Source organism: Corallococcus aberystwythensis (assembly GCF_003612165.1).
GTDB classification, from domain to species: Bacteria; Myxococcota; Myxococcia; order Myxococcales; family Myxococcaceae; genus Corallococcus; species Corallococcus aberystwythensis.
The window spans coordinates 1-16,999 of sequence record NZ_RAWK01000226.1 but is presented as its reverse complement, the minus strand read 5'-3'; the positions used below and the strand labels follow the sequence as shown (position 1 = coordinate 16,999).

Sequence of the window (16,999 nt, the reverse complement as noted above, 5' to 3'; positions counted from 1 at the left end):
GTGGGTGATACTCGGGGGGTGCCCGGGTCATTGTCATCCTGGGGTCTGCATCTTGCCGGCCGGGGCACCCAACTGTCGGTTCCAGGGGGAGCCACCATGTCGGAACCCAAGATTCGCGTCCTTATCGTGGACGATGACCCGGACCAGCTCGCGCTGACGGAGCGCTCGTTGTCCTCGTACAACTTCGAGGTGCGCACCCACCGCTCGTCGCTGGGGGTCTCCAACCTGGTGCGCACCACGGCGCCGGACCTGGTGCTCCTGGACGTGAACATCCCCGCGCTGAGCGGCGACAAGGTGCTGACGCTGGCCCGGCAGCAGGCGCCGGAGAACACGCGCTTCGTCCTCTACTCCGCCTCCGACGAGTCGAAGCTGCGCGCGCTGGCGCTGGCGGCGGGCGCGGACGGCTACCTGTCCAAGAGCACGCAGGGCGCGGACCTGGCGCGCAAGCTGGAGCGGCTGCACAAGCGCCCGCGCGTCGCCGCCGGCACCTGAAGCCCCGCCTTCACCCGCCCGGGGCTCATTCGCCCACGAGCGCGCCGACCTCCAGGAACACCTGCCGGAAGTCGCCGTTGGCACCCACCAGGCGCAGGTTCTGCGCCAGCCCGCCGGTGGCGCGGAAGAACATCATCGCCTCCGGAGGCGGCCGGATGCGCATGATGCGCGCGGCGTTGCGCGTGAAGTGGTTGCGCATGTCGCGGTTGATGTCGCAGGTGCCGTAGTCATACGGCGAGCTGCGCATGGGCCGCCCGGCGATGTGGAGCACCTCGCGCAGGAGCACCTCCGCCTCCGCCTCCGGCAGCTCCACGGAGAAGCCCACCTCGCGGCACAGCCCCAGCACGTCCAGCGTCTCCAGCCGCAGCGCCTGCTGGAACATGCGGCGGTTGGCCGAGACGAAGCCCGGGTTGAAGCGCTTGATGGAGCCGAAGTCCAACAGGCCCATGCGCCCGTCCGGCATCACCATGAAGTTGCCGGGGTGCGGGTCCGCGTGGATTTCACCCGCGTCCAGGAAGGGCCCGTAGGTGGCGCGGATGAGCTGGCGCGCGACGCGGAAGCGCGCGGCGTTGTCCGGCGACGTCACCACCCAGTCCTTCAGCGTCTGGCCTTCCAGGAGCTCCAGCGTGAGCACGCGGTGGGCGCTGCGCTCCTCGATGACCTGGGGCACGTACAGGTCCGGCAGCCGCGCCACGCTCTTCGCGAAGCCCTGGGCCAGCTTCGCCTCGCGGCGGTAGTCCAGCTCCAGCATGAGCTCGTCGCGGAACTCCTGGAAGTAGGCGGTGCCGTCCATCATCCGCGACGTCTTGGACACCGTCTTCACGACGAGGCCCAGGTTGTCCATGTCGTGGCCCATGGACGCGTCGATGCCGGGGTACTGCACCTTCACCGCGACCGGGCGGCCGTCGTGCAGCACCGCGCGGTGCACCTGGCCCAGCGACGCGGCGGCGAGCGCTTCCGGAGAGAACTCCTTGAACAGCGCCTCCGGCGGCGCGCCCAGCTCCTGCTGAATCACGCGCGACACCTGCGCGTAGGACATGGCGGGGGCCTGGTTCTGCAGCCGGGCCAGCATCTGCCGCACCTCCGGCGTGAGCAGGTCCGGGTCCATGGAGAGCGCCTGGCCCAGCTTCATGGCCGCGCCCTTCATCTCCCCCAGCGTGGCCACCAGCTTCTCCGCGGTGGCCAGGCTGAGCAGGTCCGTGGGAGTGCTCCCGGAGAGCTGTTTGGCGCCCGCCTTGAGCACCTCCGTGCCCACGTGCATGGAGAGGCCCGCCAGCTTGCGCAGGCGGTTGAAGCGCCCCTGGGGCGGCAGCTTGTCGTCGGGTTCGGAAGCCATGGGAGAGAGGAGAGTTAACGGGGTCTCCTCTCCCATACGCAAGACGGCCCCCGGATGGATGCGAGCCCGGCTCCCCTACCGGGGGGCGGCCGAGCCGCGCACCCGGGCCCGGAGGAAGCGCCAGCGCTTGAGCCCCTCCAGGTCCAGGGGGTCCGCGCGCACGGCCAGCTCGTAGGCGGCGAGCGCCTCCTCCAGCCGGCCCACGGACGCCAGCGCGTCACCGGACAGCCGGTGCACGGCGGCGCGGCCCTCGCGGCCGGTGTTGCCCGCGAGGAAGCGGCGGCGGCACTGCTCCAGCATGGTGGCGGTGAGGCCCGCGGCGAGGCACCGCTCGATGCCCTCCACGTTGCCCAGCGTGGCGTCGTACTCCACGCGCCGCTCCACGTGTCCCAGCGTGTGGAGCGCTCCGGCCACGCGCTCCAGCGCCCGGTCCACCTGGGCGCGCTGGCCCTCCGACAGCGGGCGGGCCTTGAGCAGCTCCAGCGCCCCACGGGCGCGCTGGGCCGCGGTGCGCACGGACTCCAGCGTGGCGTCGCGCGGCAGCTCCAGCACGGCGTATGGATCCCCGGCGAGCCGCCGGCGGAAGCCCTGGAGGACGCTTTCCGCCTGCGCGTCCTCGGGCGTGGGGATGGCGGCGGTGGCCGCGGCCTGCGCGGGCGTCGCGCGCGTGGCATTGCGAAGCTGGGCCAGCTGGGCCTGGAAGGCGGGGCTGGCGTCGCGCAGCTGCACGCCGAAGCCCGGAGGCATGTTCCACGCCTGCGCCTGCTCGGCGGTGACGTGGCGCACCACCTGCGCGGTGCACGGCAGCTCGCCGCCGGGCAGCCGGAGCACCAGCGACACTTCCGACAGGAGCGCGGGCGGCGGGGTCTTCAGCTGGAAGAAGAGGCCGGAGCGGCCCACCCACTCACCCTTGAGCTCCACGGGGGCCTGCGTGCCCTGGCCGCGAAGGAGCGCGGTGAGCGCCGGGGCGGACGGCGCGGGCGGCGGCGCGAGCGACGCCTCCAGGGCCGCTCTCAGCTCCGCGGCGGAGGCGAAGCGGTGTTCGGGCCGCTTGGCCAGCGCGCGCAGGAGGACGCGCGACAGGGCCTCCGGCACGGCGGGGTTCAATTCGTGCGGCGGGACGGGTTCCTTCTGCAGGTGGCCCACCAGGATTTCGGCGGCGGTGCGGCCGTAGAAGGGCACCTGGCCGGTGAGCAGCAGGTACGCGAGCACGCCCGCGGCGTAGAGGTCGCTGCGCGCGTCCACGATGCCGTCGCCGCACTGCTCGGGGGCCATGAACTCCGGCGTGCCCAGCAGGACGCCCACTTCCGTGGTCATCTCCCCGGCGGGGCGGGACAGGAGCTTGGCGATGCCGAAGTCGAGCAGCTTCACGCGCTGCTTGCCGCTGGGGCTGGGGACGAGGAAGACGTTGGCGGGCTTCAGGTCGCGGTGGACGATGCCGTGCGCGTGCGCGGCGCCCAGGGCGTCACACACCTGCATCATCAGGTCCACCACCAGCGCCGGGGCCATGGGGCCGCGGGCGAAGTTGGCCAGGCTTTCCCCCTCCAGGTACTCCATGACGAGGTACGGGCGCCCGTCGCGCGAGTCCAGGTCGTAGAGGGTGACGACGTTCTCGTGCTGCACCAGCGTGAGCGTGCGGGCTTCCGACAGGAAGCGCGCGACGAGCTCCGGGGCCTGGGCCAGGTGCGCGTGGAGCACCTTGATGGCCACGCGCTTCTGGATGAGCGTGTGCTCCGCGAGGAACACGGTGCCCATGCCGCCGCGGCCCAGCTCGCGCACGACGCGGAAGCGGCCGAACTCCTGGCCCACGAGAGAGGGCACCACAGGCGTGAGAGACGACATGGGCGTGGGCGTGACGGGCTGCAGCACCGAAGCCGGTCCCGGCGGCGGCGTGCCGGCGTAGAGCATCGTGCCGCCGTTGAGGTCCAGCCCGCGCATCAGCGTGGGACACGCCTCCGCGTCCGAATGAGGCTGACCGCAAGAACAGAGGAGGGGCGACGAGGCGAGCACAGGGGACCGGAACCTGGGAAGTCGAAGCGGGGGTGAGGACAGCGTCAGCGGCCGATGCGAGCGGTGTGCCAGGAGCCGGGGTTTTCCGGTTCGCGCGATCGGCCACGCCAACCGGTTGATCCGCTTCGCTTTTGCGACACTCGGATACGCCCTGGGTCCCAGCTCATCAGCAGACACCCCTTGGTTTCGGGGACTTTTTACAGCCCCGGGGCGGAAACGTTTTCCGCCCTCCACATCCCAATACGTTCGGTCCGCAAGACCTTGGGCCACTTCCGCCCACTCACCGCCAACATTCCTGCCGTGACGCGCAGTCCCTTCACGATGCCAGCACGCAGTGCGGGTTTCCAGTGCGCAGCGAGATGAACATCCCCGCTGGAAAACATCTCGTCCGCTCTCGAAGAAAGCCGTGATTGCGCGGCTCCCTGCGGGTGCCGGGAAGGCCCTGTCGCGTGAGAGGAACGTACGGATCCGACTGTGTCGGGAGGCCGACAAATCGGCCCCGGATGAAGAGGCCTGCGTGGATCGCGGGGGTTCCCGGGCTTCTGGCGGAACGCAGCCGCGTGCGGTGGGGACGCGGTTTCGGACGCGGTCCAGGCACGGACGTCCGGAGCTTCAGCTTGGTAAGGAGGGACCATGCCCCTCCAGTCCGCAGGGAACTTCCGTGAGCTCGAACCGGGATTCGACGAAGGTCCCTCGCTCGTGGAAGCGCGCGGGAGGATTCCGGAGGCGGATCGCAGCCGGATCGGGCGCTATCTCGCGACGGGCGCCGTCTTCGCGGTCAGCTCGTGGCCGCTGAGTGACTGGTTCACGGGCGAGAAGAACATCGCGCCCCACCGTGCGCTGACGGATGGCGTCTGGCACTGGCGGGCTGATCTTCCGTACTACGTCCTGCGTTACGGCGTCGCGCTTCCGGATGCGTTCCTGCAGCGCATGCAGGACCTGGACTGGAAGTGCCCGGTCCTGTCGCCGAAGGAGCTGAACGCATTCATGGAGCAGCTCGCGTTCGAAGGCGAGGCCCAGCAGAAGCGGAAGAAGCAGGAGAAGGAAGCGCGCGTGCAGCAGGCATTGGAGCGTCCGCATCCCAAGAAGTGACTGCTTGCTTGTGTATGCCCTTTCGGCACCTGACCCAGGCATCAACCATTAACAAACATTTGCATCCGACTTCCTGCGACTGACGCGGAGCGTCACCTGTCTATCGTCTGTTCCGCGTCAAAACCCCCGCACGTGCGCGTCAAAACCCAACGCAGGGAGTCCCCCATGTCGAAGGTCTATGAAGCTCCGGGTCAGAAGGGCAGCAAGGTCGAGTACAAGAGCCGCTACGGCAACTACATCGGCGGTGAGTTCGTCCCGCCCGTGAAGGGCCAGTACTTCGAGAACATCTCCCCCGTCACCGGCCGCCCCTTCTGCGAGATTCCCCGCTCCACCGCCGAGGACATCGAGAAGGCGCTCGACGCCGCGCACAAGGCGAAGGACGCGTGGGGCCGCACCGCCGCCGGCGAGCGCGCCAACATCCTGCTCAAGATCGCCGACCGCATGGAGCAGAACCTGGAGATGCTCGCCGTCTCCGAGACGTGGGACAACGGCAAGCCCATCCGCGAGACGCTCGCCGCGGACCTGCCGCTCGCCATCGACCACTTCCGCTACTTCGCCGGCTGCATCCGCGCGCAGGAAGGCTCACTCAGCCAGCTGGATGACAACACCGTCGCCTACCACTTCACCGAGCCCCTGGGCGTCGTCGGGCAGATCATCCCGTGGAACTTCCCGCTGCTCATGGCCGCGTGGAAGCTGGCCCCCGCGCTCGCCGCCGGCAACTGCGTGGTCCTCAAGCCCGCGGAGCAGACCCCCGTCACCATCCTCAAGTTCGCGGAGCTCGTGGGCGACCTGCTGCCCCCCGGCGTGCTCAACATCGTGAACGGCTTCGGCATCGAGGCCGGCAAGCCGCTCGCCAGCAACAAGCGCATCGCGAAGATTGCCTTCACGGGTGAGACGACCACCGGCCGCCTCATCATGCAGTACGCCTCCGAGAACATCATCCCCGTCACCCTGGAGTTGGGCGGCAAGTCCCCCAACATCTTCTTCGAGGACGTCTTCGCCAAGGACGACGACTTCGCCCAGAAGGCGCTGGAGGGCTTCGCCATGTTCGCTCTCAACCAGGGCGAGGTCTGCACCTGCCCGTCGCGCTCGCTCGTCGCCGAGCGCTTCTACGACGAGTTCATCGCCAAGGCCGTGGAGCGCACGAAGCGCATCGTGCAGGGCAACCCCCTGGACGTCACCACGCAGATTGGCGCGCAGGCCTCCAATGATCAGCTGGAGAAGATCCTCTCCTACCTGGACATCGGCAAGAAGGAGGGCGCGAAGGTGCTGACCGGCGGCGCTCGCAAGTCGCTGCCCGGCGCGCTGGCGGAGGGCTACTACGTGGAGCCCACCATCTTCGAGGGCACCAACAGGATGCGCGTGTTCCAGGAGGAGATCTTCGGCCCCGTCGTCGCGGTGGCGAAGTTCAAGGACGCCGCGGACGCGCTCGCGCAGGCCAATGACACGCTCTACGGCCTGGGCGCCGGCGTGTGGACCCGCGACAACAGCACCGCGTACCGCATGGGCCGCGGCATCCAGGCGGGCCGCGTCTGGGTGAACTGCTACCACCTGTACCCCGCGCACGCGGCGTTCGGCGGCTACAAGCAGTCCGGCATCGGCCGCGAGACGCACAAGATGATGCTCAATCACTACCAGCAGACGAAGAACCTGCTCGTCAGCTACGACCCGAAGCCCATGGGCTTCTTCTAGGACGCCCCCCATGTCCGTGCCGCGCGTCGAGGTCACGCCGGCCGCCGAGGCCCTGCTCCGCAAGATGCAGGGCCTTCACGGTCCGCTCCTCTTCCACCAGTCCGGCGGCTGCTGCGACGGCAGCGCGCCCATGTGCTTCCCGCGCGGCGACTTCCGCGTGGGACAGGAGGACGTGTACCTGGGCGACATCGTCCGCACGCCCTTCTACATGTCCGGTCCGCAGTTCGAGCTCTGGCGCCACACCCACCTCACCGTGGACGTGGTGCCCGGCCGTGGCAGCGGCTTCTCCGTCGAAGCCCCCGAAGGCGTGCGCTTCCTCATCCGCTCACGCCTGTTCACCGACGACGAGTACCGCGCGCTCGAACAGGAAGGGCCCCCGCTCAAGGGCCCCCAGCACTGAAGGCCATGTTCCGGGGCAGCCGCAGCGTGAAGGTGGCGCCCTGCCCCGGCTGGCTGTCCACGTCGATGCGGCCGCCCAGCGCCTCGACAATCTGGCGGCTGATGTAGAGCCCCAGCCCCATGCCGCCGTAGTGCCGCTCGCTCACGGCGCGCTCGAAGCGGCCGAAGAGGCGCGGCAGCGCGTCCGCTTCAATGCCGATGCCCTCGTCGCGCACCTCCAGCCAGACCTCGTCGCTGGCGCTCACGCCCGCGCGCACCGACACCGGATGGCCCGCGCCGTACTTCGCCGCGTTGGTGAGCAGGTTCACCAGCACCTGGTCCAGCCGCAGCGCGTCCCACTGGCCCGTCAGCGTGCGCGGCAGCTCCAGCGTCAGCGTGCACCGCGCCCGGGCGAACACTTCCTCCAGCCGCTCCACCGCGTCGCGCGTCAGCTGCGCCAGGTCCACCTCCGCGCGCTCCAGCGACAGCTTGCCCAGGGACAGCCGGCTGACATCCAGCAGGTTGTCCACCAGCGCGGTCAGCCGCTGAACCTGCCGCTGCGCGGTGTCGAGCCTGCCGGTGACAGCCCCCTGCGTCCCCCCAGTCTCCAGCGCCCGGCCAATGAGGTTGTGCTGGAGGATGAGGCTGGTGAGCGGCGTCTTCAATTCGTGGCTCGCCACGGAGAGGAACTCGTCGCGCAGCCGCACCGCGGACTGGGTGTCGTGGTACAGGCGCGCGTTCTCCAGCGCCACGCTCACGCGCAGCGCCAGCTCCTCCGCCATGGTCACGTCCGCGGCCACCAGCGTGCGCTGGGGCTCGGCGGTGAACAGCGTGATGACGCCCAGCGTGCGGCCCCGCGCGCGCAGCGGCACCGACAGCACCGACGTGGGCGACAGGCTGTCCACCAGCGCCCGGTGCGCGGCGCTCGTGGAGACGGCGTCGCACAGCTTGAAGTCCAGGCGCGACAGGAAGCAGACCTCGCCGGAGCGGAAGCACTGCAGCGCCGGGTGCGCGGGCCCGCGGTCCGTTCCGCCCAGGGCGTCCTTGAGCCGCGTGTCGTGCCCGGCCACGCGGTGGGCCGCCGTCGCCCGCCGCAGGGTGCCGTCCGGCATGGCCAGGTCCACCAGGCACCCGGTGGCCACGTGGTCCACCACCAGGCACGCCACCTCCGGCAGCGCCGCCTCCACGTCGTCCAGGCGCAGCGCCAGCACGCGGCTGGCGTCCAGCAGCAGCTGCAGCCGCTCCTCGGCCTCCTTGCGCCGGGTGATGTCCGCCATGGCGCCGGTGAGCTCCGTCACCTTGCCGTCCGGCCCCGCGAAGGACTGCCCCACGCTGTGCATCCAGCGCACGCCGCCGTCGCGGCGCACCACGCGGAACTCCAACTCGAAGAAGCCCGGCGCCTCGCGCTGGTGGCGGTGGAACGCCGCCTCCACGTGCGGCCGGTCCTCCGGGTGCAGATGCCCCAGCAGGTCCCCCACCGGCATCGCCGAGTCCACCGCCGTCAGGCCCAGCATGTGGTTGAGCGCCGCGTCGCGCAGCTCCTTGCCGCGCACCAGGTCCAGGCGCCAGGTGCCCATGTCGCCGGTGACCAGCGCCTGGCGCAGCCGCTCCGTGCGCTCGCGCAGCGCTTCGTAGAGGGCGGCCCGCTCCTGCGCCTGCGCGCACTGGTGCGCCAGCGCCTCCAGGAACGCGCGCTCCGCGGGAGGAAAGACGCGCGGCTCCGGCCACGCGAGCAGCAGCAGGCCGCGCACGCGCGTCTCCGTCCCCAGCGGCACCACCGCGCGGGCCCCCGGTCCCTGCCGGCGCGCGAGCTCCGCGTCCTCCGGGTAGCGCGCGATGAACTCCTCCAGCGAACCGAACCACCCGGCTTCCCGCCGGAGGTCCTGGATGCCTTTCCGGGCCGCTCCGCTCGCCGGGCGGTGGAAGGCGGCCAGCGCGTCCTCGGAGTAGCCCAGCACGCGCAGCGGGCGCACGAGGCCGTCCTCCTCCAGCGCCAGCACCGCGACGCGCGTGGCGCCGCTGGCCTCCCACACCTCGCGCGCCAGCACCTGCGCCACCGCGTCCTCGGTGGCCGCGCGGGACAGCGCCGCCGTCACCGCCTGCAGCCGCGCCGTCCTCGCCTGGGCCTGACGGGCCTCGCCGTAGAGGAGCGCGTTGTCCCATGACAGCGCGGCCCGGCGGGCCAGCTCGCGCGCCAGCTCCAGGTCGGCCTCACCGAAGCGGCCGGCCGTTCCGGACATCAATGACAGACATCCCAGCACACGGCCCCGCGCCGCCAATGGCACCACCATCACGGAGCAGTACCCCAGGCGCCACGTCTCCTCCAGGGCCGCGTTCCCCCGTGCCGCCTCCAGGAAGGCCTGTTCGGTCACCTCCGGGATGAGCCGGGCCTCACCGGTGCGCAGGACGTGGGCCACGCCCTGGGAGCCGTCCTCCTGCGAGGCCCAGCGCTCGGCGATGGCATACACGGAGGGCACGAGCGAGGGCTCCCGGTGCGCCGCGGCCCTTCGCACCACCTGGTGCGAAGGCGTGACGACATCCACCGCGCACCAGTCCGCGAGCCCCGGCACCACCAGCTCCGCCAATTGGCGCAGCACCGTGGGCTCATCCAGCGACGACGCCAGCACCTCGCCCGCGCGGGCCAGGAACGCGAAGCGGCCCTCTTCCAGGGAAGCCGCCGGCTCGCGCGTCGCGGACAGGACCTCCACGGCCCCGGCTCCGGCGTCCACGCCCGCCTGTGACACGGGAGCCGCCACCTCGTTCGTCGTCACGACGGACGGCGGCGGCGGCGGCGGCTCACCGGCAGGCTCTGTCGAGGGCTCGAGGGACGGTTCGGGCATGGAGAGCGGGGCCACGGCGTCATGGGGCTGACGCCTCACCAGAGGGACGCACCGATAATGACGGCCCTCAGGGGCCACAAGCCTCCCCTGGACTTCTATTCAATACGAGTGTCCGGCAGACAACCCGCCCTGCACGGCCGCCCCCGCGCCGCGACTCAGCCCGCCGCGACCTCCGGTGAAAGCGGGTTCCACCACACCGCGCCCTTCCCCTGGATGGCGGCGTGCGCCCGCTCGCGCACCGCCCGCATCCCCGCCGCGTCCAGGGGACGGAAGGCAGAGGCCGCCTGGAGCGCGGCGTCCTGTTCGTTCGGGAAGCCCATCCCCATCAACATCACGTCCGGATCCAACGTGAGCGTGTATCGCACGCACTCCGCCACCGACAGGTGCGGCAGCACCGGCGTGCCCGGCGCCTCACCGCCGGAGCCCACCTTGCCGCGCGGACGCGCCTGGAGCGGCCGGCCGTAGCCCTCCGTGTCCCCCAGGAGCTTGCCCGCGCCGAACGTCTTGAACGACACCACGCCCACGCCCCGCTCACGCGCCAGGGGCAGCACGTCCTCCACGTAGCGCGCGTCCACGAACGGCCCCAGCGGGAACATCACCACGTCGCACCGCCCGGAGCGCACCGCCGCCACCAGCGCGTCCGGGTGGTGGCAGGAGATGCCCTTGAAGCGCGCCTGCCCCTTCGCCACGCACGCCTCCAGTTGCGCCAGCGCGCCGCCCGGCCGGGCCAGCTCCTCCCACTGCGCCAGCGACTTCACCGCGTGCAGCGCGAACAGGTCCACCGACGCAAGGCCCAGCCGCCGCAGGGACTGCTCCACCTGCGGCGCCACCGGCGCGTCCAGCTCGTCCACCTTGTCGATGACGAACACGCCCTCGCGCCGGCCCCGCAGGGCCTCTCCCACGACCTCCTCGCTCAGGCCGTCCTCGTAGCCGGGCGCCGTGTCGATGACGTTGAGCCCCGCGTCCAGCGCCCGCGCGAGCGTGGCGACCAGTTCCCCGCGCGGCACCGTGCGGTCCGCCAGGTCGCCAATGCCCACCGCCGTCGCGGTGAAGCCCGTGCGCCCCAACGGGCGGCGCGGGGTGAAACGGGGAAGCGATGTCAGGGTCACGAAGGAGTCCTCCCACGGAAGGAGGAACAGCTTCTCACCGCGACCCGCGACCCGCGCGGTTCTTGTCCCAGATGGCTCCCAGGATGAGCAGGTAGGCCACCAGGCGCACGACGTACAGGTAGTGGATGCGCTCCGTGTCCAGGTCCGGTCCCACCACCGCGCCCAGCACGTTGTTCAAACCCATCAACGCGAAGGCCAGGGAGAACAGCGCGAACAGCCGGTCCTTCGACTGGAGATAGAAGCGCAGGAAGAACAGGGCGCACGCCAGGTACGCCATCATCACCGCGCCATCGAGCAGGGGCTTCAACATGCTCAGGACACGTCCCAGATGAGGCCAAAGAGCAGCACGCCGCTCCCCACGAGCGACGCGAGGGTGCGCGCCAGCGACAGGTCTCCCGCCGGGATGAGCACCAGGTCCACGAAGAGCAACACGTTGTTCACCGTGAAGGCCGTGAAACACAGACCGCTGTAGAGCAGCAGCTTCATCCGCGTCCGCCGCCAGGCCCGCAGCAGCAGCACCGCGCACGCCGCGCTCGTCAGCGCGCACAGGATGTAGACCACTTCAGCCATGTCCGTTGCCGCCCTTGTCCTTGTCCTGCTTCAGCACGAACGCGTCCGCGAAGCCCCTCACCCGGTCCATGGGGCGTGAGAAGATGAACGAAATCACACTCACCCGGCGCGCCGCGTACGTCGTCGCCAGCTCCGTGGCGGACTGCGCGTCGTCCGACCGCTCGGGGCTGAACCGGTAGGCGTCCGCCCCCACGCCATCCTGGAGCAGCAGCCCGCCCGTCTTGAGCTCCGCCAGGCGGCGGGCCGCGGAGGCTTCGGTGATGCGCAGCTCCAGGGCCACCGCCGACGCTGTCCACGCCTGGTCCGTCCGGGCGCGAAGCAGGAGGAGGACCTCCAGCTTCTCGATGGAATCGATGTGCGTCGTGATGAAGCGCTGGACCCGTGAAGAAAGGCCGGCGTCAGTCACGCCTCCACCTATGGACCCAGATACTTTGTGAATCAACCTTTCTATTGATGGCGGTTGTTCACAGTTTCACACGAGCCGGTCCCCTGCCTGGTCCGGGTGCGTCACGGCAGGGGCTGCCTGATTCCGCCTAGTTGCGCACGCGGGGGGCGGGGGCGCGCACGCGGACGTCCATGCGGGCATCTCCGGCCACCATGCTGCTCAGGGCCTCTGGCTGGGACGGCGTCAGGCGGGCCACGGCGCGCAGGGCGGCCACCAGGATGAGGGCCTCCAGGCTGGAGGGCACCGACAGGCCCTGGGGGCCGGCCTTCACGGGCAGGGGCAGCCGGGGCAGGCGTCCGGCGGCGGACAGGGCCTCCACGGCGTAGGCGGGACGGCCCTCCAGCGACACGGTGATGGCGGGCAGGGCCTTCGCCTCCGCCTCCGCGCCGTGCACCTGGAGCTCCAGGAGCCGCCCCAGCGAGCCGGGGGACAGGTAGAGGGCCAGGCCGGACGGGCCTTCGTCGTCGCCGTGGAAGACGCAGCCCTCGTAGGTGTGCGCGTGCGCGCCCGTCACCTCCACGACGAAGGGCTGGCTGTCGTCCCAATGCATCCAGGGCTTCGCGTCCCAGAACTCGGTGGCGGCCTGGACGACGAGCAGCGCCTTGTCACTGCCCAGCCCGGACACGCCCAGCTGGCCCCACGCGAGGAAGGTGGCGATGGCCGCCCGCGCGGAGAGCGCCGCGGGGGACGGGGGCGCCACGGCCAGGCCCAGCTCGGAGGCGGCGTCCGCCAGCGCGGGCTCGCAGGACACCTGGGACGGCTCCAGGCCGGCGATGAGGGCGCGCACGCCGGCGGCGTCCGTCTGTTCGAAGACGGGGGCGGACGGCTCGCCCGTCTCGCCAATGCGCAGGTAGACGCCGGTGGTGCCCACGGACAGGGGCACCGGACCCAGCTTGAGCAGGTGGAACATGGCGGTCCCTCCGGGCACGCGGCCTCTGCCCTCACCCTCCCCGGACGCGGGCATTCGTGTCCAGGGCCCTGCGCACCTGCTTCATCAGGGCGCGGATGTCGAACGGCTTCTGGAGGAACTCCATCCCCGGGTGCAGGCGCTTGAGGCCGTTGACGTCCACGGCGCTCATGCCCAGCACGGGGACGGTGCGCAGCACGGGGTCCTGCTGGATGCGCTCAATCAGCGCGGGCCCGTCCAGCACGGGCATCATCCAGTCCGTCAGCACCAGGTCCGGCGTCACTTCCGCCATGCGCTCCAGGGCCTCGCGGCCATGGGACGCCGTGAGCACGCGGTAGCCCTCTTCCCTCAGAAGGTCCGCGAGCGCCTCCAGGATGCCCTGTTCGTCGTCCACCACCAGCACTGTCTCGGTCGCGGGAACCACGGGTCCTCTGGGGGTCAGGAGTGGTTGCCCGGAAAGCGGGCGATGCCCGTGAGCAGCAACTCGGGCGACGGCTGGAAGGGCGGCTGGATCTCGATTCCCTGCGAGGTGATGAGGAACTCGCGCAGCGTCGGGTCGTAGTCCGCGTCACGCAGCTTGAAGATGGAGAGCAGCCGCCGCAGCCGGCCATTGAGTTCCAGGTGGCGCATGAACAGCAGGTTCTCCGCCACGCCGGACAGGCCGGTCCCCAGGGGAACATCCATCTCCGGGCCGAAGAGGCGCGGCGTCTCCAGCGTGAAGACGGTCGTCACCCCGTGGCGTCGCAATTCCTGCGTGAGCGCGGCGAAGAAGGGGCTGATGCGCGCGGGCTCGTTCGTGGTCTCCACCATGGCGCTCAGGCCGTCCACGAACAGGCGCTTCACGCCGCGCTTGCGCACGTCCTCCAGCATCGTGTGCGCCACCAGGTCCAGGTTGCACTCGGCGGGCATGTTCCACTGGAGCACCAGCCGGCCGTCCTTCACCGCGCTGCCCAGGGACAGCCCCACGTTGGCCGTCTTGTGCAGCAGCCGGTCGGGCCCCTCGTAGAAGCTCACCATCAGGCAGGGCTCACCCAGGCGAATCCCTTCGGCCAGGTGGCTCGCGCCCAGGAGTGTCTTGCCGCAGCCCGGCGGCCCCATCACCAGCGTGGTGGAGGCCGCGGCGAAGCCCTCCGGAATCATGGCATCCAACGTAGGCACGCCGAAGCGCACGCGCTGGGTGCCCCAGTCCGGCGGCTGCGAGCGGCTGACCATGGTCTCCAGGCGGGGGAACACCTCCAGGCCCGCCTCGGAGATGCGGAAGTGATGCGTGCCATTGAGGCTGGCGCTGCCCCGGAACTTGCGGACTTGGAGTTCGCGCCACGAACGCATGGCCGCCGTGCGCTCGCGCAGCTCCAGGATGCCGTCCACCATGGTGTATTCCGGGTGCACGGTGGGGCCCACGCTGCTCGTGAGCAGCAGCGCCGTGAAGCGCGACAGGCCGGCGGACACCTGGAGCTCGTGGATGAACTTCTTGAAGTCGCGGCTGCTGCCCGCGGCCTCCTGCGCCTGCACCAGTCCGTCCAGCACCAGGATGCCCGCGCCGTGGTTGCGCATCTCCCGGCGGAGCAGTTCCAGCAGACCCGGCAGCCCCTGCTCCTCCAGCATGCGGAAGCCGCTGACGTAGTAGATGCGCTGCGGCAGCTGGGAGGCGTCGAAGAACGCCATGCTGCGCAGGTTCGCCAGCATGCGCGAGTGCGACTCCGCCAGCAGCGTCACATACAGACAGCGCGTGCCCTGCTGTGCCTGCGAATAGCAGAGCTGGTTGGCGAAGATGGTCTTCCCCGCGCCGGGCTCCCCCACCACGATGTAGACGCCTGAGGCCACCAGGCCACCGCCCAGGACGGGATCCAGTCCGGGCACGCCTGTCGCGATTCGCTCGAAGGCGGGAGGGTGCTGCTCGCTAGGGGACATGGCGACCGCTCATACCGTAAAACCCGGGGTGTCGCCCTGGGAGATTCGCGCCGGGGCCCCCTGACCGCCTGGAGCCCTCACCGTGGATACCCTCGTCCGGTTCGCCGAAGGCCTGGGCCGCTTCTCCGCGCGCTTCGTCCCCAGCGCCTTCGCCATCGCCGTGCTGCTCACGCTGCTCACCATGGCGCTGGCCATGGGCTGGGTGGGGGCCGCGCCGCCGGTGGTGCTGGACGCATGGGGCGGCGGCTTCTGGGAGCTGCTCACCTTCTCCATGCAGATGGCGCTGGTGATGTTCACCGGCTACCTGCTCGCGCTCACCGCCCCGGTGAAGGCGCTGCTGGAGAAGGTCGCCAGCCTGCCCGGGAGCCCCCGGAGCGCCACCGCGTTGATGGCGGCGGTGTCCATGGCGCTCGCGTACTTCAACTGGGGCCTGTCGCTCGTGGCCAGCGCCATGCTGGTGCGCTTCATCGCGCGCAGGCGCCCGGACGTGGACTACCGGCTGCTGGTGGCGTGCGCCTATTTCGGGCTGGGCGCCACGTGGCACGCGGGCCTGTCCGCCTCCGCCCCGCTGCTCGTCGCGACGCCAGGCCACTTCCTGGAGAAGCAGCTGGGGGTCATCCCCATTGACCGGACGTTGTTCTCCCTCTTCAACGTGGGCCTCACGCTGGCCGCGGTGGCGCTGCTCACGGCGCTTGCGTGGGCGCTGCACCCGTCGCCGGAGCGCACCGTGCGGGTGGAGCCCGCGGTGCTGGAGAAGCTGGGCGACTTCGTCCCGCCGGAAAAACCCCGGGGCCGCCTGAGCCCCGCGGAGTGGCTGGACCATGCGTGGCTGCTCAACGCCGTCTTCGGCGTGCTGGGCCTGGTGTGGTTCGCGCGGCACCTGTGGCTCCATGGCGGGTGGAAGGCGCTCAACCTGAATGTTGTGAACTTCACCTTCCTGGTGCTCGCGGTGCTGCTGCACGGCACGCCCGCCCGGCTGCTCAAGGCGAGCGAGGAGGCCGCGAGCGTGCTGCACGGCATCGTGCTGCAGTTCCCGCTGTACGCGGGCATCTACGGCATCTTCAAGGCCACGGGGCTCACGGACCGCATCGGGGAGCTCTTCGTGTCGCTGTCCACGAAAGAGACCTTCCCGGCCATCGTGTATCTCTACAGCGGCGTGGTGAACTACTTCGTGCCCTCCGGCGGCTCCAAGTGGGCCATTGAAGCGCCCTACCTGCTGGATGCGGCGGGGAGGCTGGGCGTGGCGCCGGAGAAGGTGGTGCTGGCGTACGCCTGGGGCGACATGGCCACCGACCTCATCCAACCCTTCTGGGCGCTGCCGCTCTTGGCCGTGGCGCGGTTGGAGTTCAAGGACATCCTCGGCTTTCTCCTGGTGGCCTTCCTCGCGTACCTGCCGCTGGTGACGCTGGGTTTCTTCCTCTTCGGGTAGTGCGCCGTGCCCCGGTCCCGGGAAGCCGGGGAATGACCGGGGATGTTTCATGGTAGACAGGCACAGCAAGGGGCCGGACGTGGGCCGGCTTCCTTCAACATCAACGAGGGGACCCCAAGACATGAAGAGCGTGTTCAACGGAAGCGTGCTGTGCGCGGTGCTGGGTGTGGCGTCGGTCGCGGGAGCGCAGGAGGCGGCGGCCCCGGCGGCGGAGGCCGCGAAGGCCCCCAGCGCGGACGCGGTGCGCGATACCTGGAACTACTTCTACAAGGGCCAGGGTCAGGGCCCCGTGCTGGTGGAAGCCAAGCTCTGCACCGAGGTGGCCAAGGACGGCCCCAACAAGTTCGAGTGCACGGCCGAGGTGGGCGCCGAGGGCGTCAAGGCGAACACCTCCGTGATGCTGTGGCAGAGCTACCTGGTGCCCCAGGGCGACTCCATCGACGACCTGACGGTGCAGGTGAAGCAGGGCGCCACCGTGCGCGAGACGAAGGACGTGAAGGTGAAGGGTGACGGCTGGCGCGCGCGTCAGTGGACCGGCGTGAAGCTGGCCAAGCCCGGCAACTGGACCGTCGTGGTCATGCGCGGCGACCAGGTCCTCAAGGAAGTGCCGGTGACGGTGAAGTAGGCCGTCGTCGCGTCCAAAAACAAACACATACATCGACGCCCGCCGGGGAGACCCGCGCGGGCGTCTTTCTTTACCGCCCGTCCTCCCCGCGGTCGGGAGGAATTACCGGCTGACGGACACGCGCCCCACCCTCGCGCCCGGGTCCCCGCGCCCTCCCCCGAGG

16 protein-coding genes are annotated in these 16,999 nt (G+C 70.5%); 6 read left to right on the top strand and 10 right to left on the bottom strand.

Translation table 11 applies throughout. The features are described 5' to 3' along the window. Positions 1-96: 96 nt before the first annotated feature. Positions 97-492 carry a response regulator gene (locus D7W81_RS30355; protein ID WP_120558892.1) on the top strand — a complete coding sequence of 132 codons (396 nt, stop codon included), beginning with the start codon at positions 97-99 and terminating at the stop codon, positions 490-492. Positions 493-517: 25 nt separating this feature from the next. Here D7W81_RS30355 and D7W81_RS30350 read toward each other — a convergent pair whose 3' ends face one another. Further along, positions 518-1,828, bottom strand: a complete 1,311-nt coding sequence (locus D7W81_RS30350) for an ABC1 kinase family protein (RefSeq protein WP_120558891.1) — start codon at positions 1,826-1,828, stop codon at positions 518-520. Between the two features lie 75 nt (positions 1,829-1,903). After that, positions 1,904-3,766: a serine/threonine-protein kinase gene (locus D7W81_RS30345; protein WP_244227524.1), complete on the bottom strand. Its 1,863-nt coding sequence runs from the start codon at positions 3,764-3,766 to the stop codon at positions 1,904-1,906. A gap of 705 nt (positions 3,767-4,471) precedes the next feature. Between D7W81_RS30345 and D7W81_RS30340 the strand changes: the two genes are divergently transcribed. From D7W81_RS30340 to D7W81_RS30330, 3 genes are all read left to right on the top strand, one after another. Continuing rightward, a complete protein-coding gene (locus D7W81_RS30340; RefSeq protein WP_120558889.1) occupies positions 4,472-4,930 on the top strand; it encodes a hypothetical protein in 459 nt (152 codons plus the stop codon). 165 nt (positions 4,931-5,095) lie between these two features. Next, positions 5,096-6,622 carry an aldehyde dehydrogenase gene (gene adh / locus D7W81_RS30335; protein ID WP_120558888.1) on the top strand — a complete coding sequence of 509 codons (1,527 nt, stop codon included), beginning with the start codon at positions 5,096-5,098 and terminating at the stop codon, positions 6,620-6,622. Between the two features lie 10 nt (positions 6,623-6,632). Continuing rightward, the gene (locus D7W81_RS30330) at positions 6,633-7,022 is read left to right on the top strand and encodes a DUF779 domain-containing protein (RefSeq protein ID WP_120558887.1); all 390 of its coding nucleotides are present in this window, start codon (positions 6,633-6,635) and stop codon (positions 7,020-7,022) included. On the opposite strand, the gene D7W81_RS30325 is transcribed toward D7W81_RS30330, so the two are convergent. From D7W81_RS30325 to D7W81_RS30290, 8 genes are all read right to left on the bottom strand, one after another. Beyond that, positions 7,003-9,840, bottom strand: coding sequence for an ATP-binding protein (locus tag D7W81_RS30325; protein ID WP_147445672.1), 2,838 nt, complete (start codon positions 9,838-9,840; stop codon positions 7,003-7,005). The two genes, D7W81_RS30330 and D7W81_RS30325, sit on opposite strands and share 20 nt — an antisense overlap. 155 nt (positions 9,841-9,995) lie before the next feature. Beyond that, positions 9,996-10,949 (bottom strand): aldo/keto reductase, encoded by a 954-nt coding sequence (locus D7W81_RS30320; RefSeq protein WP_208721505.1) that lies wholly within the window; start codon positions 10,947-10,949, stop codon positions 9,996-9,998. Positions 10,950-10,983: 34 nt separating this feature from the next. Then, complete coding sequence (locus D7W81_RS30315; protein ID WP_120558885.1) at positions 10,984-11,259, bottom strand: DUF5985 family protein; 276 nt, start codon at positions 11,257-11,259, stop codon at positions 10,984-10,986. 2 nt (positions 11,260-11,261) lie between these two features. Beyond that, on the bottom strand, positions 11,262-11,519 hold the full coding sequence (locus D7W81_RS30310) for a DUF5985 family protein (protein WP_120558884.1): 258 nt from the start codon (positions 11,517-11,519) through the stop codon (positions 11,262-11,264). Further along, on the bottom strand, positions 11,512-11,925 hold the full coding sequence (locus D7W81_RS30305; RefSeq protein WP_120558883.1) for a hypothetical protein: 414 nt from the start codon (positions 11,923-11,925) through the stop codon (positions 11,512-11,514). Before D7W81_RS30305 ends, D7W81_RS30310 begins: the two co-directional genes overlap by 8 nt. A 127-nt stretch (positions 11,926-12,052) precedes the next feature. Beyond that, positions 12,053-12,874: a hypothetical protein gene (locus D7W81_RS30300; RefSeq protein WP_120558893.1), complete on the bottom strand. Its 822-nt coding sequence runs from the start codon at positions 12,872-12,874 to the stop codon at positions 12,053-12,055. Between the two features lie 31 nt (positions 12,875-12,905). After that, positions 12,906-13,295 carry a response regulator gene (locus D7W81_RS30295; RefSeq protein WP_120558882.1) on the bottom strand — a complete coding sequence of 130 codons (390 nt, stop codon included), beginning with the start codon at positions 13,293-13,295 and terminating at the stop codon, positions 12,906-12,908. Positions 13,296-13,309: 14 nt separating this feature from the next. Further along, positions 13,310-14,782, bottom strand: coding sequence for an ATPase domain-containing protein (locus tag D7W81_RS30290; RefSeq protein ID WP_120558881.1), 1,473 nt, complete (start codon positions 14,780-14,782; stop codon positions 13,310-13,312). Between the two features lie 82 nt (positions 14,783-14,864). Here D7W81_RS30290 and D7W81_RS30285 point away from each other — a divergent pair, with 82 nt between their 5' ends. Together D7W81_RS30285 and D7W81_RS30280 are read left to right on the top strand one after the other, a co-directional pair. After that, on the top strand, positions 14,865-16,211 hold the full coding sequence (locus D7W81_RS30285) for a short-chain fatty acid transporter (RefSeq protein ID WP_120558880.1): 1,347 nt from the start codon (positions 14,865-14,867) through the stop codon (positions 16,209-16,211). A 121-nt stretch (positions 16,212-16,332) separates the two neighbouring features. Then, complete coding sequence (locus tag D7W81_RS30280) at positions 16,333-16,836, top strand: hypothetical protein (protein ID WP_120558879.1); 504 nt, start codon at positions 16,333-16,335, stop codon at positions 16,834-16,836. Positions 16,837-16,999: the final 163 nt, after the last annotated feature.